The organism is Aliiglaciecola sp. 3_MG-2023 (assembly GCF_030548205.1).
Taxonomy (GTDB): Bacteria; Pseudomonadota; Gammaproteobacteria; order Enterobacterales; family Alteromonadaceae; genus Aliiglaciecola.
In genome coordinates this window covers 85692-111879 of the sequence record NZ_JAUORV010000003.1, presented here as the reverse complement: position 1 = coordinate 111879, position 26188 = coordinate 85692, and the positions used below count along the sequence as shown (strand labels likewise).

Below are 26188 nucleotides of genomic sequence, written 5' to 3'. Positions count from 1 at the left end.
CTAGTCAGCGATAACTTTTTTGCCTTTGTAGTAACCGTCAACAGTCACGTGATGACGAAGATGCGTCTCACCTGAAGTTGAATCTACAGACAAAGTCGCTCCAGTCAAAGAATCGTGTGCACGACGCATACCACGCTTTGAACGAGTTTTCTTGTTCTTTTGTACAGCCATTACATTACTCCTAGTCTCGCTTAAGTTCTTTCAAAACCGCGAAAGGGTTTGGACGTTCATCGGCCGGTTCAATCTTACCAAACTGCATTTCATCCCGCTTGATATTGCAATCCTCCTCTGCATGAAGGGCGACAATGGGCAAAGACAATATTAGTTCATCCTCGAACAATTGCAGTAGATTGATTTCTCCATGGTCATTGACCTCTACCGGTTCGTAAATGTCCGGCAATTCAACTTCATCATCTGTTTCAACTGCTTTCCGTTTCACCGGACTAAAACAAAATGATGTGTGAATTGAATGAGCAAATTGCTCATTACATCTCTGACAGACAAGCTCCACTGATGTTGATAGTTGTCCTTGAAAAAAATTCAGACCCTGCTCGTCTTTATCGAATCTTACTTCAGCTTCAACAGTATCAGCAGCGGTGGCCACTGCACTAAGAAAACGCGCCATGTCAGAAGTCATCATCACACCCTTATAATCAGAGCGTTTTGTAGCACTTTTGACTGGTTCGATAAACTTGGGCAATTTCACTTTCTGCATAGGGCGCGCATAATATAGATACTGAAGCCGTTAGTCAAAGGAAAATATAGCCAAAAGCCCCCTATTCCCTAATAATAATGAAGACTTTTTATTAACTTAACGGAAAATTGTGAAAATAGTTCTTGCTTCCACTTCTAAATATCGTAAAGCCCTACTCGATAAACTGCAACTCGATTTCATTTGTCATAAACCCAACGTTGTTGAAAGCCGACGTTTAAACGAGTCAGCTAAAGACATGGCATTAAGACTGGCAGAGGCAAAATCAAAAGACGTGGCGCGTCACTATAAAAGTGGTTTGATAATAGGCTCTGATCAAACAGCCAGTTTACATAACGATATACTAGGCAAACCTGGAACCCCTCAAAACGCCAAAATGCAGTTGCAACAATGCAGTGGTAAAGAAGTCGTCTTTTATACGGGGTTAAGTGTGGTCGATGCAAATAGCAATAAATGTATATCCTTGGTGGAAGAGTACACTGTCTGTTTCCGCAACTTAACCGATCAACAAATAGAAAACTATATTGCCAAAGAAAGTCCATTAGATTGCGCAGGCAGTTTTAAATGTGAAGGTTTGGGAATTAGTTTGTTCAGCCAATTACAGGGGCGAGATCCAAATAGTTTAGTTGGCTTACCTCTTATTGCCCTTTGTGATGTATTGGCTGAGTTTAAGTTTGACGTGTTGAGCTAACAAAGAATATTAGGCCTGAAGTTTTCTTAACGCCTTGAGTGTCTGATTCAATGAATTATCCAAATTTGCGGTATGGCTCATTTGCTTTCCCGTCACCGGATGCACGTATAAAATTCGATAGGCATGCAAAAATAACCGATTTAATCCTTGTTTTGCCATGTAATGATTAAAATCTTCATCTTTATATTTACTGTCTCCGGCAATGGGATGTCCTGCATGCTGACAGTGCACTCGAATTTGATGGGTCCGCCCGGTAATTGGAGAGGCTTCCACTAAAGTCGCTTGGGCAAAGGATTCAAGGATCCGAAAGCGCGTTTCAGATTCTTTACCCTCCGCAGAGACAGTGACTATGCGCTCACCAGATTTAACGATGTTTTTTAATAATGGAGCTTTTACTTTAAAGCGGTTTTCAGGCCAATGTCCATCAACTAGTGCTTGATAGCGTTTGTCCATGGTCTTGTTACGTAATTGTTCGTGCAAGTGCTTTAGCGCTGAACGTTTTTTAGCGATCAGCAAACAACCTGAGGTATCCCTGTCTAAACGATGCACTAACTCGAGAAACTTTGCTGTGGGACGCAGTGCACGTAAAGCTTCAATTACGCCAAAACTCAAACCACTGCCTCCATGTACAGCCATGCCTGAGGGTTTATTAACCACAATTAATACATCATCTTCAAATAAAATGTGAGATTCTAAAGTGGCCACTTTATCTAGTTTAGTGGAGGGTGCTTGTTGGCTGGATTCAGACACGCGAATAGGCGGCAGGCGAATTTCATCACCACTCACTAATTTGTATTCTGGCTTAATACGCTTTTTATTAACCCTAACTTCACCTTTACGTAAAATCCGATAAATCATACTTTTTGGTACGCCCTTCAATATTGTACGTAAATAATTATCAATTCTTTGGCCTTCATGGTCAGAGTCGATGGCTAAAAATTGTACTTTATTGAAGTTTGAATCGGTCATTAACGAGCCTGTAGAGTTTTACTAATTGGATTTAGTGTTGGGTTAAACGCATTTGAATGCAAAATTAAGTTAAAAGCCAAGTGTTTAGACGTTTTCATTTATCAACGAAAGTTCTGTGGCCCAAAGGGCTATTCTAACTTAAATATTTAAATTAGCTTTATAATTTTTATTTGCTTGCCAGAGTGTTAGTTTTAATGTGATAATCCGACCGTTTAGCTGGCTTTGCTGTTGCAAAGCAGTAAATAATGCGATGAAAATTAGAATTTGTATGGCATCAACGAAATAAATTTCGTAACACACAATGATGCATTGCCGCTGTCGAAGTGAGTATTTTTTCGATTGGTTGGGCAAGCAAATTTACAAATCATCATGCGATATACAATAAAAAAGTACCAATCGCAGAATAGTAAGAATTGAATTTGGCAACAAACTGATGTGTTTTGTTTAACATCACGTCAGTTTGAAAGATAGACAAAAAATTTATTGGGGTGAGGCGTTTCACCCAAGGGTCTGAAGTAAAAATTACCACACGTAATAATTCACTTCCCTAATGAAATCATATGCTTAAGGTTAATCCTTGGCACATCTAAACGCGCACAAGATCTGTTTTTTACAGTCGTGAGACTGAAGGTAATTTCAGCTTGGTGCAGCTTGCAAGCCACGTTTTTCAGTTCTACATTATTCCGCATTCGGTACTAAAACCGAGTCTTATACAATGAAAAGAATGTTAATCAACGCTACTCAACAAGAAGAGTTGCGTGTTGCATTGGTCGATGGACAAAAGCTTTATGATCTTGATATCGAAAGCCCTGGACACGAGCAAAAAAAAGCCAATATTTACAAAGGAACTATTACCCGTGTTGAACCCAGTTTAGAAGCTGCGTTTGTTGATTACGGTGCAGACCGACATGGTTTCTTACCCCTTAAAGAAATAGCGAAAACTTATTTCCCTAAAGGTTATAAGTTTGATGGCCGCCCTAGCATCAAAGATGTGATTAAAGAAGGCCAAGAAGTTATTATCCAAATTGATAAGGAAGAGCGCGGTCAAAAAGGCGCTGCCCTTACGACTTTTATTAGTTTGGCTGGAAGTTACCTAGTTTTAATGCCGAATAATCCTCGTGCAGGTGGCATTTCTCGCCGAATTGAAGGTGATGAGCGTACCGATTTAAAACAATCCTTAAACAAACTCGAATTGCCTGAAGGCATGGGGTTAATCGTCAGAACGGCAGGCGTTGGTAAATCATTTGAAGAATTAGAGCATGATTTAAATGTGCTAATTCGTCATTGGAACGCAATTTCAGAAGCGTCTGAAACTAAGCCAGCTCCTTTCCTTATTCACCAGGAAAGTAACGTCATTGTCAGAGCTATACGTGATTATTTGCGTCGTGATGTCGGTGAAATCCTCATTGATAGTGTAGAGGTTTATGAAAAAGCTCTGCAGCATATTCAATTAGTAAGACCTGACTTCGCAAGCCGAGTAAAACAATACAAAGGTGATGTACCGCTTTTCAGTCATTATCAGATTGAAACTCAAATTGAATCTGCATTTCAACGTGAAGTACGCCTCCCCTCTGGTGGTTCAATAGTCATTGATCCTACTGAAGCAATGATTTCCATTGATATCAACTCTGCCCGGGCAACAAAAGGCGGTGATATTGAAGAAACGGCATTTAATACTAACCTTGAAGCCGCCGATGAAATTGCACGTCAATTGAGATTACGAGATGCCGGTGGCCTTGTCGTAATCGATTTTATTGATATGACGCCAGTGCGCCATCAGCGTGAAGTTGAAAATCGCCTTAAAGATGCAGTCAAACATGACCGAGCTAGAATCCAATTGGGACGTATTTCTCGATTTGGTTTGTTAGAAATGTCACGTCAAAGGTTACGTCCTTCACTGGGTGAGTCAGCTCATATTGTATGTCCTCGCTGTAGTGGCCACGGTAACATTCGTGGTACTGAATCTTTAGCATTATCAGTTCTTCGCATAATGGAAGAAGAAAGTATTAAAGACAACACCGGGCAAATAGAAGCACAATTACCCGTTAATGTTGCTACTTACTTGTTAAACGAAAAAAGACGTTCAATCCAATCTATTGAAAAACGTCATGGGGTAAATTTGTTGATTATTCCAAATCCAAATTTACAAACGCCTCATTACCATGTTGCTCGTAGACGACCGGACGATACTGTCACTGAAGCGAGCTATAACATTGAGTTGATGGATACACAGTCTGCTGAGGTTGATAATCCTACTCAAGAAATCAAGCCAAAAGAGCAACCTGTGTTACAAGGTTTATCTGCGCCACAGCAAGCTCCGGTAGCCACGAAAACTGAAGAAGCGTCATTGTTGACTAAAGTCTCTAAATGGTTATCTACTCTGTTTGCAAGCGAACCAGAGCCTGCGCCGAAAAAGGAAACCAGTAGTTCACAAAATAAACGCCCACAACGGAATACTCGTAATCGCAACGAGCGTTCAGGCAATCGCAAACCAAAAGCATCAGAACGCAGAGAAAAGACAACACGGACTGAGAAAAGCCAAGCTGATAAGCCTGAGCAAAAACGCGATAAGAAGCCTAAGCAGCGTCGTGATAATCGTAATAAAACGCAAGATCCTAATGCAAATCAAACGACTAAAGAGAACGCATCGGTTGAAAACCAACCCGAGCGTAAAAATGAGAAAGTTGCAGAACGCAGAAAAAGACGCGATACCCGTCGAAATGTGCGTGGTGACAAAGGTGAAAATGCCAATGTAGTCACTCAAGCTCAAACTGAAGTCACGAAAACTCCGCAACCAAAAACCAAGGTTGAAGAAGTTAAAAACGATAAGGTTCAAAGCGAAGAAACCAAAAATGACGAGTTGAATAATGCAACTCAAACCACTGAAAACCAAACAGCAGCAACCGAAACAGTAAGTACCGAGTCTAAAGACGAAGGACAAGCAGAGCGCAGCAGAAGCAGACGTTCTCCTCGACATATTCGTGCTGCAGGTCAAAAGCGCAGAAAAGAAGGTTCTGGGGCAGAAGAAGGCAATGCAACTGATTCAACTGAAAAGGCTAATGAACAATTAGCTCAAGATGAACTTAAGTTTGAATCACACGATACTCCTGGTGTGCAAGCCACTGATGCTAATGAAGAGGTAAAAGCAGAAAAACCTAAAGCAAAACCTCGTGCGAGAAGACGTACTAAGAAAGCCGACGAAAATGTGGCTGAGTCTACCACTGTAGATGAGAGTGCAAATGCAGAGGCTAAACAGGACGAAGTGATAGTCAATACTGAGACGACAACTGAACCAAAGGAACCGGTTAAAGCTGCTAAGCCAGCAAAAGCTAAGGCAGCTCAACCTGAGCAAGTAGAGATTCAGTTGGATGCAGATAATGCTGATGTTGCAACTACTGAAGAGACAGCTAAAGTTGCAGACGCCACTCCTTCCCCTACTGTCGTTAACACGCCGGTTGAGCAAGAAGTCGATGAAAAGCCTGCAGTAGAAACTGTCGTTGAGCCTGTAGCTGAAGCGCCTAAAACTGCCGATTCAAACGCAATCACTGAACAACCTGAAAAGGTTGAAGAAATTGCGAAAAAGCCAAAGGCAGCCAAAAGACCAAAGGTGACGGTAACCAAAGCACCTGTGTCTCATCCTATGGCAAAGCCTAAAGCAATTGAAACGGATTTTAATGAAATTGAAATTAAAGCACTCGCTGCTGAAAAGCGCGCTGGTTTAAAAGTTTCAGGTAAAACAGCGTCTATGGCCAATACTGCGAATAGTTCGGCTGCCGCAGCCACTAAACCTGGATCGGTTGCCTAACTAGATAACCGCTAGCAAAAAAGTCAACCAAGATAAACGCCGGTGAACAAACATTCACCGGCGTTTTTTTATGCTTTTTCAGGGTACCTTATTAGCTATCATCCATTAGGTTCTACCACCACTCAAGGGGCAAAAGTACCAGCAAGATTAACGCTAGCGTCAGGAGCGCCCGCTAGTAATATATGTTTCAACTTTTGGTTTATTTCAACCTTTTTAAATGTCTTGGCGTCCACCATGACATAAATTACCTGTGCAGTGCATATGGCTTGTTTAGTGGTTTGATGAAACATCTCTACATCCAAGGTAAATGAAGAAGTACCAACTTTTGAAACAAATACGTCCATGCTAATTACATCATCAAATTTTGCTGGGCCTTGCCAACTAATATTGAGATTAACTACTTGGTTATCTAACCCCTGTTCCAGCAACTTATCAAAACCGCCCAACACAGCTCGCATAAATTCAGTGGCAGCTAAGTCTACATATTCCGCATACCGACTATTAAATACCACTTGTTGCGCGTCACATTCAGCATAACGAACTCTTAATAACACTTGCATCTTATTGTGCTCAGACATTCAGTCTTTCTCCTTTCGAGTCGGTAATATTGTTATTTGTTGGCTATCGACTTTACTATTATCGTCGCTGTTATTTAATTCAGAGCCATTTTCAGTGGGATTTAGATTAGATTCATTGGAATATAACCACTGATCACCAATAAAAGGGTCGTCAGGAGATTCTGGCTCTTCCCATTCATAACGTTTTATTGCCGCTTTAGGGTCGACTTTATGCCATAAAAGCGCTGCAATAGTGCCAGATATAGCGCCAAATAGATGGTATTCAAAAGATATACTTTCTTGTCGTGGGAAAATTGTCATGGTCATGCCACCATACAAAAAAAATGCAGCCATCATGATCGCGATGGAACTTTTATCACGCCGAAATAAGCTTACAACGAACAAAAAGAAAAACAAGCCGTGGGTTAAGCCACTGGCGCCAAGATGGTAAGCATCTCTAGCAAATAGCCAAACGCCTATACCTGAACAAATCCAAACAAAGAGTATGACTCGCCATCGTGATCGCGGGTATCCATAAACGATAAAAACGCCAAGGATCAATAAAGACAAGGTATTATTAAAAAGGTGTTCTACTGAGCCATGAATTAAGGGAGCGGTTAATATTCCCAATAAACCTCGAATACTGTGTGGATATACTCCTAACCACCCAAGATCAACATGAAATAGTAACTCAAATGATTTGATGCACCATAAAAAACCAATGAAAAAACTGATTACAATGATACTTGATTTAAAAGATGGCTTGACTGTCATTGTTAAGTTATAAGGTCATTGTTAACAAATAAAAGAGACTGAGTGCAGTTAATACATCTCTTTGGACATTTATTTGCTTTTATAAAGGCAAGTTCTCCCTATCATTTTTCTTACTACATACCTGTATTTAGTATTGAGTAATCAATTTCATATCGCCTTGGGCGCCATCATAATTATAACCTAACAATTCTAAATCCAATTGAAAGTAATTTGATACAAGGGATTTACTTTCATCATCATAGTAGTCCTGATAATTTTTACTTTTACGATTCAATGAAGGGTTTCTATGTTCTATCCCGTTTGAAACCTCCAAGCCAAGGTTTTTCTTAATCTTGCTAGTATCTTCAGTAAGGTTTTCAAACCGACCAATATAGTCAACTAGCTTTCTATCTCTATGTTGGTTCATTAGAAAATCGATTTGAAGAGGCGGCTTTTTGGATAAGTGCCATTTTAAAAAATCGAGAAAGCTCATATTCAACACCTTTTTGTGTGAAACATGCTTTTTAGATTGCAAAATATAAAAGTACTTGCTGACAATAAGATCAAAAGGATTCCTCACAAACGAGAATTTATAATATGAGGAAAATGCCTTAGTTCCCATTTTATCTTCAACTTCATGGGCTTTAGCGTGCTTGTGATGACCGGTAAACTGCTTCATACCATCATCGCTCCACCCCATTAGATTGTTAATCTGGCCAAATATCAGTCTGGATAAGGTATTTTGATAAGCCAACCGATCAATGAGTCGAGAATGAGGTACGAACTCGTTCATAATTGACGTACCAGCGGTTTTATAAATATGAATAAAAATGAAATTATATTGGTGAGAAATCAACATTCGTCAACACTTCCTTCGACAGGTGTTAAATTTTCCTGCTGGGCAGCAAGGTAATAATCAAATGATTCACTCAACACCTTAACATTTATCGTATTCTGGATATAGCCTTGTCATGTTTAACTCAGGTATATGTAAATTGAAATGGAGGTTTCATTTTAAATGACTATTTAAGTAGGACAACAGAGTGAGTGATTGTCGATGATATTTGACAATCACTCACGTTATACTCGCCCTAAATCACACGTTTAAAACACTAAATGTGTTTTTACACCGCCATATGATTTTTAATGGGTAAGTCTCGAATACGTTTTCCGCTGGCATGGTATATGGCATTGGCCAAACTTGGCGCAACTGGTGGGGTACCTGGTTCACCTACCCCACCTGGAGGAGCGTCTGATTCAATAATATAGGTTTCTATTTTAGGGCACTGGTGCATCCGCAACACTTGATAGTCATGGAAGTTTGATTGTTCGACTGCACCATCTTTTACCGAAATCTCGCCTAACAGGGCTAAAGATAAGCCGAAGATCATTGAGCCTTCCTGTTGGGAACGAACACGATCTGGGTTGACAACAGTACCAGCATCGATAGCCGAGTGAACTTCTAAAACCGTTACTTTGTTATCCACTACCTTTACTTTTGTCGCTACCGCGCAATAACTGACAAAACTACGGTGGACACAAATCCCCCATCCTTCATTTTCTTGAGTTGGCTGATTTGCACCAGATTTTTCAACAACTAAATCCAGTGCCTTTTTTATTCGCTTAATATCCACGGGAAACACTTCCAGGGGTTCACCGTAGTTTTGATAATCAAAATCATCCGTTTTTGGATTAAGCAAGCGATCTTCACCCAACAACTGATGCCACATTTTATGGGTCGATATACCGGCCTTGCTCGCTAATTCATCGACAAAAGAGCCTATGGCAAAACTGTGTTGAATATTACTTACTGAACGCATCCACCCGATTCGAATATGGCCAGTTGCCTTATGGGTTTCACAAGATAAATTTTGGATATTAAATGGCACATCACCAAATCCAAGGGAAAGTTCGCCCGTTTGGGGTTCATCCACAGTGCCAGTAAATGTCCAGCTTATGCTCGGGAAAGCAGTGCGTTGCAGCCAAGAGGTTACCTGTTTTTTGGCATCCATCGCGGCAGCTACATGTAGTACGCTGACTGCGTGATAAAAGCCCTGTTGAATGTCATCTTCACGACTCCAAACAACTTTTACAGGTCGCTTGAGTTGCTTTGCTAACAAAGCCGCTTCTATGGAAAAATCAGGTTTTGCTTTTCTACCAAATGCCCCTCCTAAAAACGTCACGTTGACAGTGACATTTTCAGGCTCGATACCAAGGGCTTGGGCAACATTTTGCTGAGTCACCTGGGGAGATTGTGTACACGCCCAAATTTCACACTTACCATCTTTGACCACAGCAGTAGCGGCTGAGGGCTCCATGGGCGCCTGGGAAAGGTAAGGCACACTGTAAGTAGCACTGTGAGTATCCGTAGCCTGATCCAAGTCAGAGTAAACGTCTCCTTCCACGCGGATGGGGTTACCTTTATTCACTATATTGGCTTTTAGATCAGCGATATATTCCTGAGTATTGTGTTGACTATTGTCACCTAGCTCCCAATCAATATTGAGCGCTTTTCGGCCTTGTAACGCTGACCAAGTATTATTGGCAATCACAGCCACACCATTCATGGGATGGAACACAACTGGCATTGGCTGTTCAGGCATTTTAAAGGTATCGATAACCCCTTTTACGGACTTGGCCGCATCAGCATCATAAGAGGTTACTTTCGCCCCTAACACTTTCGCTCGTTCAATACTGGCATACACCATTGATTGCAAACGAATGTCTTGTCCAAATTCAGCCTGACCACTGACTATTTCGGTTGAATCTATCCCTGTAACAGGTTTACCAATGAGTTTAAAGTCTTTTTTAGATTTGAAAGTTAAGGAGTCAGGATTAGGGGGAGATAGCTTGCCGGCGGCTTCAGCGATGTATCCAAAACTCACTTTACGGTTTGAGTCTTTATGATGCACATAACTTTGTTCGGCGTACACGCTATTGACGTCGACTTTCCATAAATCTGCTGCCGCTTGTTCAAGCATGGCTCGAGCAGAGGCTCCCATTTGCCTCAATGTTGTATAGAATCGCCGAATAGAGCGCGAACCATCGGTATTTTGACTACCGTATTCCTTGTTGGCTTGACCTTGTACTACAGAGACGAGATCCCATTTTGCACATAATTCTTCCGCCACAACTTGGGGAATCGAAGTACGCACTCCCTGCCCCATTTCACTGCGGTGGCATATGATGTCCACTTTATTGTCAGCATGTATACTAACAAAAAGATTAAGCTCTACATCATTTTGATTTTGTTGCGCCCAAACCGGAGCAAAAGAGCCTAAACTACTCGCCAAGACAAAACTACTTGCCCCCACCCCTGACACTTTTAAAAACTGTCGACGGCTGACATTTTCTATTTTATGGCTCATGCGTCATCTCCTACATTTTTAGCAAGATCTGCTCCTTTTGCGACACTTTTAATCGCCGCTTTAATTCGCGGGTAAGTTCCGCAACGGCATATATTTCCCTGCATGTAATTATCGATATCCTCATCACTAGGCGCTTCGTTTTGGGATAACAATGCAACTGCACTCATTATTTGCCCCGATTGACAATAACCACATTGGGGAACATTGTGTTCAATCCAGGCTTTTTGCACTGGGTGATCTCCGGTATTGGATAATCCTTCGATGGTAGTAACTTGCTTACCTGCAACAGCTGATATAGGCATAACGCAGGAACGTACGGGTTGACCGTCAATGTGCACAGTGCAAGCGCCGCATTGAGCCATACCGCACCCAAACTTACTTCCCGTTAACCCTAAAGAATCTCTAAGCACCCATAAAAGAGGCATATTCGGATCAACATCCACTTGTTGCTGCTTACCGTTTACACTGAAATTAATCACGTTATTGCTCCTAAGTTATTGCGAGGAAAAGTTGCACCAGCGACGCAAGTCCTCAGTCGTATCTATATCAAGTTGTGCTTCAGGCATGTTAACCGTGACAACATTTTGTCTATAAGCGCTTAGAATCGTCTTTGCGCCTTTTTGTAAATTAGCATTTGTACTATTTAAATTTAGCAAATCATTGAAAGTATGGGCAGGAAAACAAGCTGGAACACCTATATTATCCCCATAGTCTGCGGCGACAATGGATGTCGAGTTAGATTTCACCGCATTACACAATTTCAAAATCTGCGCTGATTTCACTGCAACTTGGTCGCCTAAGCCAATTAAGATATTGCTCGTCTTTGGATATCTTCGATGTTTAATAAAATCCACACCAACTCGAATACTTTCCCCCATGCCCAATTGCCAATTTGGAGCTAAGACAACATCAACCAAGGGATCAATTTGTTGTTGTATTCGATTCGCTTTGGCACCTAATACAACCACTATTTTATCTATTCCAGCGAGTCTGTGTTGTGTTATCGCCGTATTCAACATTGATTGACCGTTAATGACCGCTAATTGTTTTAGGCTACCAAAACGTTTAGCTTCACCAGCAGCAAGTATTAAACTGACAATATTCACACAATACCGCTTATTGACTTTGCATCTTGTTGAGCCATAAAACTGTGTACTTCAGAAATCATAGACAAGGCGATGGATTCTGGCAATTCTCCACCTAAGCGCAATCCGATAGGGTTCGCAAACGGAAGCTCAAAATCCTCCCGCTTCAACCCTGCTTGTTCAAATACCCGTTCGGTACGATGAATAGGTCCCAACATACCAACATATTTAGCAGAACTTTTTGACGACAATATTAAAGCCTGAGCATCAATACTAATATTGTGGCTCATAATGATGATAGCATCAGTTTGCGCCAACCAACTTGCTTCATTAGCATTTTCGATTAGCGTTGCCATTGGTTGTTTTATTATCGCGAATGCACTGGGGAAGTAATGACTTCTTCCATGGCTAGCTCTGGGATCGATTAACCTAACACGCCAGCCTAATTTGGCTGCTATATCAACAACGGGACGGGCATCGACTCCGGCACCGACAATACATAAGTTGATAGGCGGTCTTAGGATTTGTTGTAACAATAGCCTGCCATTTTTTTCAACCTTCTCCACACTAGCTTGCGCAGTGCGAGGTAATTCTGTGTACTCAACATTCGGTAGACCACTGGATATTTCCTGGGAATATAGGCAAAAGCCATTGTCTGACAAACGATGATAGACTTTGTGCAATTGCAAATAACGATTATCTTCACTGATTGGTTGCAGTAAAATTCTAACCAAACCTCCGCAGCCTATACCTAGTTGCCAAGCTAAATCCTGTTCTTCGGTCATATCGTATTCAACAATACGACCTTGGTCGTTATCCCAACATCTGCGGGCTTGGAGCATTATATCGGACTCCAGACAACCGCCACTAAGCAGCCCATAATATTGACCAACGTCATTGATTAACATGTGCGCGCCAGACTTACGATACGACGAGCCTTGAGTCTCAAAAATGGTGGCTAAGACCCATTTACATTCGTCTTTTTTTGGATACCAAATATTCAGAATGCTAGAAAATGCATTTGCCATTCAACGTCGCTTATTGTTTTGCTTTTAATCTAATCACCAAGGTTTCGGAGATCTTGTCTTGTATCGCCTGTCGGTTAGGATCCCAATAAATTTGTAAAAATCCCAATAATCCGGTGGCAAAACCAGCGCCATATCCCCCATAACGACCAAAGGATTCCCACACATTTAAACGACTACCGTCGAGTTTAATCACTTTTATACCAAATACTTTTTTACCAATGGTTTGCCCACGAAATAGCACCATAGTTCCAGTAAAATAGACTGCCGCCCAACCAAACCCTAAACCTAAATCTTTAGCGACATCATTAAAAAATCTGACAATGCTGTAATCCTGAAACGATTTGGGTTTTGGCGTGGCAGCAACAATGGCCTTTTCATCTGCCTCGTGTTGATCAATTTCAGATTGCAGTAACTCGAATTTTGCATGTAATTTTGTTTTTAATTCTTGATATTGAATATCATCTAAACCAGGCTGACTTTGCAGCAAAAATTCATCTAACATTTCGACTTTCTTAGGTTTGGGGATGGCCAATTGAACTAAATCTTCCACCAAATTATTACCTATTTCGTTCCAACAATCTTGCCAATCAGCACAGTCTTTTCGTTCAATTTGTTCATCAATTGTACTGACTAAGGCTGCATAGGCAGCAGTATACATCACCGCATCAACCACATCTCGCGAGCTCACACTTGGCTGCTCTTGCTCTGTCATCCAAGTTGGTGGATCGTTACGAAATAAACCAAATATACCACCAATGACTAAAATCCCTGCCGTTATGCGCACCAAATTAATAACCCATGGCAGTCGTTTCTCACGTTTTAATCTTCGACTGGTTACCCACAGTAGAATCGCCACTATTATTGCCAGTGCATTACCAGTAACACTAGAGAGTATTGCCACCAAGATTAAATCGATAGCCAGCGCTAATCCGCGACGAAAAGGAGTGGCCAAAGGTGTACCGAACAAGTCGGGGGCCACCTCAAATGCGTATGGGGTAACTACATCCCTCGTTTCTTGCCGTTGTTGATGTTTAGAAGTGTGGTGTTCGGATTGTTCTGTCAACGTATCCTTGGCGTCCATATGCTTACCCTTTCTACTTATCTTTTGGTGAGCGCTTTGATGCCCTCACTGAGTCCTTCTATCGTTAATGGAAACATTTTTCCTTGCATAAGATCTTGTAGTATTTGAATTGAAGCATAATATTGCCAATGCTTTTCCATTTGTGGATTTAACCAAATGGCATGGGGAAAGTGATCGGTTAATCGTTTTAACCACACAGACCCGGGTTCTTCATTCCAATACTCGACACTGCCACCGGGATAGGTAATTTCATATGGCCCCATAGTCGCATCGCCTACAAATATTAATTTATAATCACTGCCATATTTATGAATGATATCAAAGATAGAAATGACTTCATTACTTCGGCGTTTATTGTCTTTCCAAACCCCTTCATATACACAATTATGAAAGTAGAAATATTCAAGGTGCTTGAATTCGGAATGTACAGCTGAAAACAACTCCTCACAAGACTTAATGTGTTCATCCATAGAACCACCTACATCGAAAAACATCAAGACTTTTATGGCGTTATGGCGTTCAGGCACCATATGAATATCTAACCATCCAGCATTTTTTGCGGTTTTTCCAATGGTTGTGGGGAGATCTAATTCTTCACTCGCTCCAGTACGGGCAAATTGTCGCAACTTGCGTAAGGCGACTTTAATATTACGAGTGCCAAGCTCAACGTCACTGGCTAAATTCTTATATTCTCTTTTTTCCCAAACCTTAACAGCGGAAGATTGACCTTTACCTTTATTGCCAATACTAATCCCTTCGGGGTTATATCCGTGCGCTCCAAAAGGTGAGGTGCCTCCTGTACCTACCCATTTATTGCCCCCTTGATGACGTTTTTGTTGCTCTTCTAAACGTTTCTTGAGGGTTTCCATAAGTTTGTCTAACCCACCCATGGCCTCAATTTCGGCTTTTTCAGCTTCACTGAAATGTCTTTCTAATTGTTTTTTCAACCATTCTTCAGGGATATCTTTACCGAACAAATCAATAGACTGAACACCCTCAAAATAATCTGCAAATGCTCTGTCGAATTTATCAAAATGGCTTTCATCTTTGACTAAGCACATTCTTGATAAATAATAAAAGCCTTCAGTATCGGCAAATACAACCTGTTGCTCTAATGCGTTCAACAGATCTAATAATTCTCTAACTGTTGCAGGAACTTTGTATTCTCGAACTTTAAAGAAGAAATCGACTAACATTAGCGTCTAGCCATAAAAGCCAATTTCTCGAACAAATGAATATCTTGCTCGTTTTTAATAAGTGCTCCGTACAATGGCGGAATACTATTTTTGCCGTCCTTATTTTGCAAAGCTTCGGGAGGAATGTCTTCGGCGACCAATAATTTTAACCAATCAATTAGTTCGCTAGTTGACGGTTTTTTCTTCAAACCTGGCATTTCTCTTAAATCAAAGAAGGTTTCCAAGGCTTGTGCAAGAAGTTCTTTTTTCAAATTCGGAAAATGCACGTCAACTATGTCTTGCATTTGTTCTTTATCGGGAAACTGAATGTAATGGAAAAAACAACGACGTAAGAATGCATCAGGCAGCTCTTTTTCATTATTCGACGTAATGATCACGATTGGACGCTTCTCTGCTTTTATAGTTTGCTTAGTTTCGTAGACAAAAAATTCCATTTTATCTAATTCTAAGAGCAGATCATTTGGGAATTCGATATCTGCTTTATCAATTTCATCAATTAATAAAACCGGGGGCGTTTGCGCATCAAAGGCTTGCCAAAGCTTACCTTTAATAATGTAATTGCTGATATCTTTAACTTTTTCGTCGCCCAGTTGCGAATCTCGTAAACGAGATACTGCATCGTATTCGTACAACCCTTGTTGAGCTTTTGTGGTCGACTTGATATGCCACTGGATTAAATCAGTTCCCAGGCTATTCGCTAACTCTTCTGCCAACATGGTCTTACCCGTGCCCGGCTCACCTTTTATTAATAAAGGTCTTTGTAATGTAATGGCAGCATTCACTGCAAGTTGCAATTCCTTACTCGCAATATAATTTCCGGTACTACTAAATGGCATCAATCACCTCAATAATGAAAAAATGTGAATATAAAACTAAGATATAGCAAAAAGCACTTTGAAAAATAACCGTTGAGCACAATCATACTAGAGTACAACGTTAAGCAAACTTATAAAATTTGCTATTTTCATGAAAACAAGTGCTTGTTATGTACAACATTAACAGCCTAATATAGTTATTCAAATAACAAAAACACATCAAAGGGTATCACTGAAAGTTACCTAAACCTATGCAAGGATATAGTATGCAAGTTTATGATGATAATTCTCTGGCTATTGGCAATACACCATTAGTTAAATTAAATCGTGTTGTTTCCACTGGCAACGTTTTTGCTAAGATGGAATCACGTAACCCCAGCTTTAGTGTTAAGTGCCGTATTGGCGCAAATATGATTTGGGATGCTGAAAAACGTGGCATCTTAACAAAAGACAAAGAGTTAGTTGAACCAACCAGCGGTAATACGGGTATTGCACTCGCGTTTGTGGCGGCCTCTAGAGGTTATAAATTAACCTTAACGATGCCAAGCAGCATGAGTTTAGAACGCCGTAAGCTGCTCAAAGCCTTAGGGGCAAATGTGGTGCTAACAGAAGCACCTAAAGGTATGAAGGGCGCAGTTGCAAAAGCACAAGAAATTGTGGCCTCAGATCCGGGTAAATATATTTTGTTGCAACAGTTTGACAACCCAGCGAATCCTGAAATCCATGAAAAAACTACCGGTCCTGAAATCTGGAAAGATACCGATGGAAAAGTGGATGTTTTCGTTGCAGGTGTTGGTACTGGCGGCACTATCACGGGGGTAAGTCGATACCTGAAAAATACCAAGGGTAAAGATATTCTCACCGTAGCAGTAGAGCCAACGGATTCACCGGTTATTACTCAAGCAAAAGCCGGCCAAGAACTCACACCAGGTCCTCATAAAATACAAGGTATCGGTGCAGGTTTTATTCCTGGCAATTTAGATTTAGATATTGTTGATCAGGTGGAACAAGTATCAAATGATGACGCAATAGAAATGGCTCATCGTCTATTGAAAGAAGAAGGCATATTAGCTGGTATTTCAACGGGCGCAGCTATGGTTGCAGCGAAACGTATTGCTGAAAAACCCGAATTTGCAGACAAAATGATAGTGGTTATTTTCCCAAGTTCTACAGAGCGTTACTTAAGTAGTGCTATGTTTGCTGGTGAATTCACTGACCACGAAGAAGTTCAATAGAAAGCAGCGCATTTCTACGATAAAAAAGAGCAGGCATTCAGCCTGCTCTTTACTTTTAATAGCAGAAAACGCAGACTGTATGGGTTTTCAATCTAACCTTTACAATTCATCATGATAAATCACCCTTACCTACGATTCTTCTCTTTATGTATTTTTGTTTTATTCCTGCAAGCCTGCGACAGTGAGAATAAAAAAGGCGCTGGCAAATATGGCATGATGGACACCAATACACCAGATTATGCTGCCGTTGAGTTTTTTCAACATGTGTATAACGATAAGAACTTAAATAAAGCAATCGCCATGAGTACCGAACGTATGGCTAGGTTGTTACGCTCTTACCGTACGAACAGGAATGTGCAGAGACACGTTTTTGATCTCGTCTATGATGAAGTCGACATCCAACCTGATACGGGAAATAGTATTGGACGAAGTGAATTTGCAGAGACTGCGGTCGTGACTTTATTTTTTACAGGTACCTTATATGACGAACGAGTTGAAGATATTCGCGTCATTGAAATGATCCGCAAAGACGGAGAATGGTTGGTAGATAAAATTCAGCCAGATAAATATTTATAGCGGAATATTAATATGTCTAATCTAGTCAATTCGACGATTTGGCTTTCCTACGTTAAACGACTTCACGCTATTGCTGAATCCGGTTTAGCTTTTTCGCCAGAAGAGTTCGATAGGGAAAGATTTGAAGAAATTTCCCAAATAGCACGACAAATGATGAGTGATTTAGCTTCTGTCCCTGTTAACCAAATCTCCGACTTAGTCACGCCTTTCCATCGCCGTTATGTCACCCCACAAGTTGAAGTCCGTGGCGCAGTCATAAAAGACAACAAAATCCTTTTGGTACAAGAAAAAAGTGATAAGAAATGGACTTTACCTGGTGGTTACGCCGATGTGGGTTTAACGGCAGTAGAAAATATTAAAAAAGAAATTGAAGAAGAAGCAAATGTTCAGGTTAGCCACCCTCGTTTAATTTCCTTACGTCACAAAGCATCAGGGGATTATGATCCTGATATACGAGAATTCTATAAAATTTTGTTTTTATGTGACCCTATAGAACCCGTTAAACCTTTGGCGGGTATGGAGACATGCGGAGCAGACTTTTTTGCCTTAGATGAGATACCTCCCCTATCTACTGGTAGAACAATAATGCGGGATTTACAAGACGCGTTTATTTACTTTGCCGACCAGCAAAAACTCACTAGCATTGACTAACGGCTCTAGTACTAAGATTTTATATTAGTGGAGTAAAGTTAAACGTTTATCCCAATTTCCTTGATGACTTAATTGGCAAGCTTCTTCACTATCAAAAAAGACATTCTGTTTGGGATTTTTCAATAAAATTCCAACTTTCAATAGATGTTGATGAATTAATTTACGTAAGTAAGCGTCCTGTTGCTGCTCTTTTGCATCGCTTATCTGCTGCTCAGTAATAAACACACAGGTAATAACTAAACTAGATGGAAAGTTACTGTAATCGGCGCTATGGGTAAGCCAGTCGAACCCTTTAACCTTTTGTTTCCCTATCTCACACACTTTGGTCAGTGCTTTAATAGTATTTTCATCTAGTTTTTTAACGGTGGATTTCGCTGAAGACATAACACACTTTAATCAGTTAAGAGACGGTTGCCGTTTAAAAACAACCGTGAGGGTTTAGGTTAATCTTCCCGACAAAGAGACTATTTTCCGTAAGTGCAAAGATAGGCCGTATCGACAGTTACTTTAACTTGAAACTTAACATTCGCTTCAATAGTAAATACCTGACTGTTGGTAAACGTTTGCCATTCTGTTTGACCAGGCAACAGCACTGTAAGCGCCCCACTCACCACCGTCATTGTTTCAAACTCACTGGTACCAAATTCATATTCGCCTGGTGCCATTACACCCACAGTTGCAGGTAATGTTGCGGTTTGAAACGCCATAGAGGTAACTTTACCATCGAAATATTCGTTTACTTTAAACATATTACGCCTTTATCTCATTTTAAATGGCGGACAATCTAACAGCTTTTGAGCAGAAACACCCTATCAAAAACTGCTAATTTAGATTTCCTAGCACTAAATAATTCACCATGTTGCGATCTAACTGCAAAGCCTAAAATAAAAATTTAAGTGCTTGCACGGGTATAGCGCAGTTAACCGACTTCACAGCGGTTTGTTTGCTGCAGGTCAATATCGTTATTGTTAGCTTCTTCGATTACGTCAATATCTTCTAAAAACAGCATGTATCCATCTTCTTTTACTGCTTGTAAAAAGACATCCACTTCTAAAGAAGTAAAGTTATTTAAATTTCCAAAACAATTATTTTCAGTGGAGATAGCAAATTCGCCTTTCCCCCTAGCTTCTTGTGCTTTGTACTCTTTTGCTTTAGCCAATAAATTTTTCATTGTTTGAGCGTCGCTATCCGATAGTTTAAGAATAGTAACGGCTTCATTATCTTCTAGATCATCTAACAAAATCTCTGGTATTTCAGCATTTTGAATTTTCTGCACCTGCACATTAAATTTGTGCTCTTCGTAAAAAGCAGGCAGACGCTCATTTCCATCAGAACTGTAACTCATGAATATTTGCGCGGCCCCACTTTTCACTTCAATACTTTGATTAGTTCGAAGGGCTATACGAATATCCTTAGGTTCCATATCAAAAGGAGAAAACTGTGACATTTTATACATTGTCGATATGGGCATACTCATACAGCCCGTTAAAAAAACACTAAAGGTAAATACAGCGAACAGGTTAAATTTTGAGTTCATTATCAATCCGTTTGATGGGTTTATGTCTAATTTACAATAAAAATTACGACATTGATTAAGGTTAGAATTGGGTTCTAGGCTACAACGATTGCCCCAAGTAGTCTTGTTTTAAAGCATCATTATCAACATGAGATTTGTAAAAATTTATGATACTTAGATGGCCAAGGTATCACCTTGGCTCTTTAATTCTAATATGCTTTCACTTAGGAGGAATATTACCCCAAGTATTAACAAATAGGCCTAGCAGAGACGCTAATCGCCAACGGCAACCCCTTCTCTTCTAGGATCCGCACCACCAATTATTTTGCCGTTTTTAAATTGAATGCCATGCAGACCACTATTTAAATCGATAACCTTCACCTGATGACCCATGGCAGTTAGTTGATCTGCCCATTTTTCAGCACTCGTCCCTTTTTCAAGGGCAGTATAATCATTTCGATTGGTCACTTTGGGTAAATTGATAGCTTCTTGAATATCTAAGCCCCAATCCACTACGCCTACGATAGTCTGTGCGACATAACTGACAATTCGACTTCCGCCGGGCGAGCCCACCACTAATAGCAATTGACCATTTTCATCAAATACCATCGTTGGACTCATGGCGCTGCGTGGGCGTTTGTTTGGCTCGACTCGATTAAGGGCTAGCTGACCATTAGGACTTGGGTTCAATGAAAAGTCGGTTAATTGATTATTTAGCAAAAATCCTTCTACCATTAATCCTGAGCCAAAACCAAATTCGATACTGGTGGTCATTGCTAGTGCATTCCCTTCCTTATCAACTATAGAAACATGACTGGTATTGGGTAATTCAAAGGAGGTATCCATGCCAATCAAAGATGCATTAATATGGGGCTCTCCGGGCATGGCTTTACCCATGTCCTTTTCCGCTTGGATTAACTCAGCACGATCAGAAAGATAGGTTTGATTGATTAACGCGGCAAAAGGAAGCTGCACAAAGTCACTGTCAGCGATATATTTATCCCGATCAGCATAAGCGAGTCTGGATGCTTGGGTGAAAATATGAATAGACTCTACTGAATCCGGTCCCATCTTAGCCATATCATAATCTTCAAGCATTTTAAGTATTTGCAATACACTTATTCCACCTGAACTAGGAGGAGCCATACCGCAAACCTTGTATTTACGATACCAACCACAAATTGGATCGCGCTCTTTAGCTTGATAATTTTCAAGATCTTCAACGCTTAACGCACCAGGGTTAATAGTGGAAAACTGCACAGTTTTAGCGATTTTATCTGCTAATTCTCCCTTATAAAGGTAGTCCGCGCCTTGTTGTGAAATCTTTTTGAATACGTTAGAGAGTTTAACATTCGTTTTATTGGTTCCCTGTTTTAACTCAATTCCATTAGGATAAAAATAGGTCTTGGGGATCAAAAATGCCTCTAGTCCAGGATGAAATTTTAAGGAAAGCAATTTTTCTAAACGAGGGGAAACAGTAAACCCTTTTTCAGCCGTATTAATCGTATCCTTAAACAGCGCATTCCAGGGTAGCTTGCCAAATTGTGAATGGGCTTTTTCGAGCGCTTTTAAGGCCCCAGGAACCCCAACAGAACGCCCTCCTACCACTGCATCTCGCCATTTCATCGGTTTGCCGTCTTGTACAAATAAATAGGCGTTTGCTTTTGATGGAGCGGTTTCACGACCGTCAAAGGTATGTAACTTTTTAGCCTTATTATCCCAATATAAAATGAAATTTCCGCCACCAATACCGGAAGATTGAGGCTCAACTAAGGTCAACATGGCTTGAACAGCAATGGCAGCGTCAATGGCACTGCCGCCATTATTAATAATATTTTTACCCGCCCAAGATGCATATGGGTTGGCAGATACCACCATGTATTCTTGGGCAATCCGTGCCTTTTTCTGACTTACGCCCGTTGCGGCCTCTGGCTCGCGATCTTCCCTAGTCGTTTGTTTCCCATTAACTTGATTAAACGAGATTAAACAAAAGACAAACACAACTTTATACAATAACTTCACAGACTAACTCACTAAACGGCTAAGGGATGTTAGAAAGATAACTATCCCTAGAATTGGATGCAACCGAAAATCTGTTTATTAAAGCATTCTTGTGATAAATCATGGATTTAGTTAAGGTGTTCATTACTTTTTATAAATATTGTGTTGGCAACTTGTTAAATTTACCGTTAAAACAACAACAAATAACCGGGCCTATTTTAATTACGCTTATCTGTTGTTTGTTGTGGTTATTTGAACCTACCGCCTCAGAATATTTCGCCTTACAGCGAGACTTAGTTGCCAAAGGTTACCTTTGGCAATTTCTTACCGCCAATTTTGTGCACACCAATACAACCCATTTGCTGCTTAATTTAACCGGCGTCACATTACTTTGGGCAGTCCATGGTCAATACTACAATGTAAAAATCTATCTCATTAACATTGTGCTTCTAAGCATAGGTGTAACTATTGGTATTTACCTGTTTTCAAACAATTTGCTTTGGTATGCAGGTCTTTCTGGAACTTTACATGGCATTTTTGTTTACGGAGCGTATTTAGATATCCGTAACAAAGTAAAGTTTGGCTGGCTGTTGATGTTTGGGGTTTGGTTAAAAGTGAGCTATGAACAACTTTATGGGGCAGACCAAATGATTAAGGATCTGATTGCAGCAAATGTGGCCGTTGATGCCCATTTATATGGTGCTGTGGCTGGGCTAGGCTGTATAGTTCTGAACTTAGTCAAAGGTAACTATTTGCCTCAGGATCACCGAGGCAAATAGTGCATTAATAAGCTTACAAGTTTTCTTCAAATAATTTATAAATCCTGCGGTATTCATCTAACCACGAACTTGGCTCAATAAAACCATGGGATTCAACTGGGTAAATAGCGGTTTCAAAGTCCTGTTTTTCTAACTCAATCAAACGTTGAACTAAACGTACCGTATCAACAAAAAACACATTTGAATCCACCATAGGAGCATTTATAAGCAAGGGCTTTTCAAGACCTTCAGCAAAATAGATGGGAGAACTGCGCTCATAGGCAATGGGATCTACATCAGGGGTATTAAGAATATTTGAGGTGTACGGATGGTTATAGTGGGCCCAATCAGATACAGGACGCAATGCCGCACCGGCTTGGAATAGATCTGGCTCAGTGAAAAGTGCCATAAACGTCATAAAACCACCGTATGATCCGCCATAAGTCCCTATCCTATTTCTATCCACGTTAACGTTATTTACCATCCAATTAACGCCATCCACTAAATCTTCAATTTCAGGTTTCCCCATGTGTCTGTATATTGCCGTACGCCAATCCCTGCCATATCCTGCTGAAGCACGATAATCCATATCTAGCACCACATAACCTCGTTGAACCAGCAAACTGTGAAACATAAACTCACGAAAATATGCAGACCATCCCAAATGGGAGTTTTGTAAATAACCTGCGCCGTGATTAAAGATAACTGCACGCTTTTTATCACCTTCTGCGACATTTTCAGGCACGTATAAACGGGCATAAATAGGTTGTGCTACGTGGGAAGATTTTATCGGCACAATTTCTGGAATTGACCAGTTAATTTGTTTAAATGCGTCGCTGGTGGTGAATGTAACCTGCTCAGCTGAGCTTTCGGTGCCAATTGATTTAACAAAAAGTTCTGGCGGCATGGTTAACTTTGAGTGGGTTAACAATAAACTAGTTTGCTGATCATTAAGTACGTAGTCGGTTACGCCATTCAAATCGGTTAAAGCTTCTATATCACCACTGTTTAAATCAATGCGATAAATCTCATAAATACCGGGATGTTTTTTATTTGCTTTAAAGTAAATATACTCATCGTTTGCACTTAAGGTTAATGAACCCACCTCATACTCACCACGGGTAAGTTGTTTGGCTGCAGCATTCAAGGATTTCAAGTAAAGGTGAGAGTAACCAGTTTTTTCAGACAGAAAATAAAGGGTTGTAGACTGATTTAACCAACCAAAACTATTAAAGTTATAATTAATCCAGGCATCGTCATGCAGTCTATCTTGGGTAACGAAAGTCTGATTGCTGAAATCGACTGTGGTTAACCAACGATCTTTATTGTCCCAGGCTTCCAACATAATGGCGACGTTTTCGCCATTTCTTTGCCATTGTATCGCACTTTGATCCCAATCCCAATCTTGCAACAATGCGATATCCCTTGGCAGACGGTTGCTTTCATAGGTCTCCCCTTTTGCTTCAGCATTTTCTTGTTTAACAGAAGCTAATACGTCTTCGTTATAACCGGGTAAATTTTGATATGAAAGTTTGTTCTGCGCGCCGCTTTGTAAATCGAGTAGCCACAGATATTGACTTTCTGGCTTAGCGTCCGCAACCCGACGTCTCACTTTCTCCGCCTTAATACGCCCGTTGTCTTTGATGTAATTAGGCATAATGTCGCCTTTACTTCTGCTTGGGGTATCTTTTTCAATGGCTAATATTAGGTATCTGCCGTTAGGAGACAGACTGGCCGAAGCGGTTTTATGATCTTTAGGGAGATAAAAAGGTTCGGGAGTGGTTGTGTGATTCTGTTTTGAAATTTGTGCGTTGAAGTCAAACTTATCTTGAGTACGTTTTCGACGATCATTTAGCACCGCAATTAACTTCAATTGCTCTTGAGCAATGTAATCTTTAGCCGCTTCGTTGGCACTCGGAGCCTCTTTAAATTCCCAGCTGACCAATTGTTCTGTTATGCCTGAGGTTGTATCTATGGCAAATATTTTGTTGTAACTACGATAACTTAACCTACCATCAACCAGAAACTGTAAATTACTTCTATATTGATCACTGCGGGTGAGTTGAGTCACCTTTCCAGACTGAAGGTCTTGTATATAAATATTTTGTTCAAATAACCAAGCCGTTATCGTTCGACCTTGATTGAACACCTTATCTTGATAGGAAACCTGGTGGTAATCAGCCAAAGGGACTAACGTCGCCGTGTTTGATGTCAGTGATTGTTGATACAAGTCTCGTACCACTGACCCTTCTCGTTTCTGAGAATAAAAATAACTTTCGCCGTTAAGTGACCAATAAGGAGATTCCGGTTGTCTTCCGATCCAATCAGGATCCGCCATTATTTTCTTTAACGTAAGCGTTTCATTGTTATCACCGAGGTATGGCGCTTTTTGTTTTACTCTTTGCTGGATTATAGTACTGACACTATTTTCTTGTACTAAATTAGATTCAGGAGGAGTTTCCGAAGTTTGCAGCCCAGAACAGGCAAGTAAACTAGACGTAAAAGTTGAAATAATGAGCAGTTTAAAGCTTTTTTGCATTTTTGAGTCTCTGCTTTTGTTATAGTCGTTAGAACCTAGGATGGTATTAAAACCCATGAGCTTATTTAGGTAAACAAATGATCTAAAATTGCTTTTTGAAGATAGTAACGTTTACATGCCAAATAGTAGATCGTCATATCAATGGAGTTTTCATGAAAAAATTAGTCTTACTTTGCAGTTTAGTATTCACCCCCCTATTCACATCAGCAAATGAATGCCCAGATGTTTTAAAGTTTATGAAACGCAAACTGAACTCACAAGAAACCGTTAACATGTGCAAAGAGTATCGTGGAAAGACCCTGCTAATTGTTAACACCGCAAGTAAATGTGGGTATACCCCTCAATTTGAAGGCCTTGAAGCCTTATATAGTGAACTTAAAGATAAAGATTTTGTAGTTCTAGGTTTTCCTTCCCATGATTTTAAACAAGAATTTAGTGATGAAAGTCAAACCGCTGAGTTGTGTGAATTAACCTATGGTGTGGAATTTCCCATGTTTGAGGTAACAAACGTAAAAGGCAAAAACGCCGATCCCTTATTCCGCAAGTTAAGCAAACAAAGTGGTATTGAACCAGGTTGGAATTTTTATAAATATTTGGTTGATAAAAATGGTGAGGTGGTAAACGCATATAAATCCTCCATCAAACCTTCAGATAAAGAGTTTAGGAAAGATATTCTAGACGCAATAGCCCGTTAATAACTGACTTTGAAATAGATAGTTTGAATTCGAAAGCAAAAAAAAGCCCCGATAAACGGGGCTATAAACACACATCACTTGGAACACACAATGAAATGTTTTACTGTTATTAGCAATAAAACATCTTTACAACTAATTATTAGTCAATGCTAAATAC

Annotated in this window: 25 protein-coding genes; 7 read left to right on the top strand and 18 right to left on the bottom strand. The window is 40.3% G+C overall.

The genetic code is table 11. The features are described 5' to 3' along the window. Positions 1-171, bottom strand: coding sequence for a 50S ribosomal protein L32 (gene rpmF / locus Q4574_RS04230; protein WP_216046542.1), 171 nt, complete (start codon positions 169-171; stop codon positions 1-3). Between the two features lie 10 nt (positions 172-181). Continuing rightward, positions 182-715 carry a 23S rRNA accumulation protein YceD gene (gene yceD, locus Q4574_RS04225; protein ID WP_303471902.1) on the bottom strand — a complete coding sequence of 178 codons (534 nt, stop codon included), beginning with the start codon at positions 713-715 and terminating at the stop codon, positions 182-184. 109 nt (positions 716-824) lie between these two features. On the opposite strand from yceD, the gene Q4574_RS04220 reads away from it, so the two are divergent. Next, complete coding sequence (locus tag Q4574_RS04220) at positions 825-1403, top strand: nucleoside triphosphate pyrophosphatase (RefSeq protein ID WP_303471900.1); 579 nt, start codon at positions 825-827, stop codon at positions 1401-1403. Positions 1404-1412: 9 nt separating this feature from the next. Here the strand turns inward: Q4574_RS04220 and rluC are convergent, their stop codons facing one another. Then, complete coding sequence (rluC, locus tag Q4574_RS04215; protein WP_303471898.1) at positions 1413-2372, bottom strand: 23S rRNA pseudouridine(955/2504/2580) synthase RluC; 960 nt, start codon at positions 2370-2372, stop codon at positions 1413-1415. A 724-nt stretch (positions 2373-3096) separates the two neighbouring features. Between rluC and rne the strand changes: the two genes are divergently transcribed. Further along, entirely contained in the window at positions 3097-6177 is a 3081-nt protein-coding gene (gene rne, locus Q4574_RS04210) for a ribonuclease E (protein WP_303472319.1), read from the top strand. Positions 6178-6299: 122 nt separating this feature from the next. On the opposite strand, the gene Q4574_RS04205 is transcribed toward rne, so the two are convergent. From Q4574_RS04205 to Q4574_RS04160, 10 genes are all read right to left on the bottom strand, one after another. Beyond that, the gene (locus Q4574_RS04205) at positions 6300-6755 is read right to left on the bottom strand and encodes a thioesterase family protein (RefSeq protein ID WP_303471896.1); all 456 of its coding nucleotides are present in this window, start codon (positions 6753-6755) and stop codon (positions 6300-6302) included. Continuing rightward, positions 6756-7508, bottom strand: coding sequence for a rhomboid family intramembrane serine protease (locus Q4574_RS04200; protein ID WP_303471895.1), 753 nt, complete (start codon positions 7506-7508; stop codon positions 6756-6758). Positions 7509-7635: 127 nt separating this feature from the next. Next, on the bottom strand, positions 7636-8346 hold the full coding sequence (locus tag Q4574_RS04195; protein ID WP_303471893.1) for a sulfotransferase family 2 domain-containing protein: 711 nt from the start codon (positions 8344-8346) through the stop codon (positions 7636-7638). 265 nt (positions 8347-8611) lie between these two features. Further along, positions 8612-10855, bottom strand: coding sequence for a molybdopterin cofactor-binding domain-containing protein (locus Q4574_RS04190; protein WP_303471892.1), 2244 nt, complete (start codon positions 10853-10855; stop codon positions 8612-8614). After that, complete coding sequence (locus Q4574_RS04185; RefSeq protein WP_303471890.1) at positions 10852-11334, bottom strand: (2Fe-2S)-binding protein; 483 nt, start codon at positions 11332-11334, stop codon at positions 10852-10854. Before Q4574_RS04185 ends, Q4574_RS04190 begins: the two co-directional genes overlap by 4 nt. Positions 11335-11349: 15 nt before the next feature. Further along, positions 11350-11961, bottom strand: a complete 612-nt coding sequence (locus Q4574_RS04180; protein WP_303471888.1) for a nucleotidyltransferase family protein — start codon at positions 11959-11961, stop codon at positions 11350-11352. Next, complete coding sequence (locus Q4574_RS04175; RefSeq protein ID WP_303471887.1) at positions 11958-12968, bottom strand: XdhC family protein; 1011 nt, start codon at positions 12966-12968, stop codon at positions 11958-11960. Before Q4574_RS04175 ends, Q4574_RS04180 begins: the two co-directional genes overlap by 4 nt. A gap of 10 nt (positions 12969-12978) precedes the next feature. Next, on the bottom strand, positions 12979-14049 hold the full coding sequence (locus tag Q4574_RS04170; RefSeq protein WP_303471885.1) for an RDD family protein: 1071 nt from the start codon (positions 14047-14049) through the stop codon (positions 12979-12981). A 17-nt stretch (positions 14050-14066) separates the two neighbouring features. Further along, the gene (locus tag Q4574_RS04165; protein WP_303471883.1) at positions 14067-15245 is read right to left on the bottom strand and encodes a VWA domain-containing protein; all 1179 of its coding nucleotides are present in this window, start codon (positions 15243-15245) and stop codon (positions 14067-14069) included. Beyond that, entirely contained in the window at positions 15245-16081 is an 837-nt protein-coding gene (locus Q4574_RS04160; RefSeq protein ID WP_303471881.1) for a MoxR family ATPase, read from the bottom strand. The genes Q4574_RS04165 and Q4574_RS04160 overlap by 1 nt, the downstream gene beginning before the upstream one ends. Positions 16082-16326: 245 nt before the next feature. Between Q4574_RS04160 and cysK the strand changes: the two genes are divergently transcribed. The 3 genes from cysK (at position 16327) to Q4574_RS04145 (ending at position 18522) form a co-directional block, all read left to right on the top strand. Continuing rightward, positions 16327-17295, top strand: coding sequence for a cysteine synthase A (cysK, locus tag Q4574_RS04155; RefSeq protein ID WP_303471879.1), 969 nt, complete (start codon positions 16327-16329; stop codon positions 17293-17295). Positions 17296-17406: 111 nt separating this feature from the next. After that, the gene (locus tag Q4574_RS04150) at positions 17407-17871 is read left to right on the top strand and encodes a hypothetical protein (protein ID WP_303471876.1); all 465 of its coding nucleotides are present in this window, start codon (positions 17407-17409) and stop codon (positions 17869-17871) included. 12 nt (positions 17872-17883) lie between these two features. Further along, positions 17884-18522, top strand: a complete 639-nt coding sequence (locus tag Q4574_RS04145; RefSeq protein ID WP_303471874.1) for an NUDIX hydrolase N-terminal domain-containing protein — start codon at positions 17884-17886, stop codon at positions 18520-18522. Between the two features lie 24 nt (positions 18523-18546). On the opposite strand, the gene Q4574_RS04140 is transcribed toward Q4574_RS04145, so the two are convergent. The 4 genes from Q4574_RS04140 to ggt all read right to left on the bottom strand — a co-directional run bounded on the left by Q4574_RS04140 (position 18547) and on the right by ggt (position 22060). Further along, the gene (locus Q4574_RS04140; protein WP_303471872.1) at positions 18547-18906 is read right to left on the bottom strand and encodes a Fis family transcriptional regulator; all 360 of its coding nucleotides are present in this window, start codon (positions 18904-18906) and stop codon (positions 18547-18549) included. A gap of 80 nt (positions 18907-18986) precedes the next feature. Beyond that, the gene (locus tag Q4574_RS04135; RefSeq protein ID WP_303471869.1) at positions 18987-19271 is read right to left on the bottom strand and encodes a pyrimidine/purine nucleoside phosphorylase; all 285 of its coding nucleotides are present in this window, start codon (positions 19269-19271) and stop codon (positions 18987-18989) included. Between the two features lie 170 nt (positions 19272-19441). Beyond that, positions 19442-20059 (bottom strand): hypothetical protein, encoded by a 618-nt coding sequence (locus tag Q4574_RS04130; RefSeq protein ID WP_303471866.1) that lies wholly within the window; start codon positions 20057-20059, stop codon positions 19442-19444. 252 nt (positions 20060-20311) lie between these two features. Continuing rightward, entirely contained in the window at positions 20312-22060 is a 1749-nt protein-coding gene (gene ggt, locus Q4574_RS04125) for a gamma-glutamyltransferase (protein WP_303471863.1), read from the bottom strand. A 101-nt stretch (positions 22061-22161) separates the two neighbouring features. Between ggt and rrtA the strand changes: the two genes are divergently transcribed. Continuing rightward, positions 22162-22818, top strand: a complete 657-nt coding sequence (gene rrtA, locus Q4574_RS04120) for a rhombosortase (RefSeq protein WP_303471861.1) — start codon at positions 22162-22164, stop codon at positions 22816-22818. Positions 22819-22831: 13 nt separating this feature from the next. Here rrtA and Q4574_RS04115 read toward each other — a convergent pair whose 3' ends face one another. After that, the gene (locus tag Q4574_RS04115) at positions 22832-25336 is read right to left on the bottom strand and encodes a prolyl oligopeptidase family serine peptidase (RefSeq protein ID WP_303471859.1); all 2505 of its coding nucleotides are present in this window, start codon (positions 25334-25336) and stop codon (positions 22832-22834) included. Positions 25337-25488: 152 nt separating this feature from the next. Here Q4574_RS04115 and Q4574_RS04110 point away from each other — a divergent pair, with 152 nt between their 5' ends. Then, positions 25489-26031 (top strand): glutathione peroxidase, encoded by a 543-nt coding sequence (locus Q4574_RS04110; RefSeq protein WP_303471856.1) that lies wholly within the window; start codon positions 25489-25491, stop codon positions 26029-26031. The last annotated feature ends 157 nt before the right edge of the window (positions 26032-26188 follow it).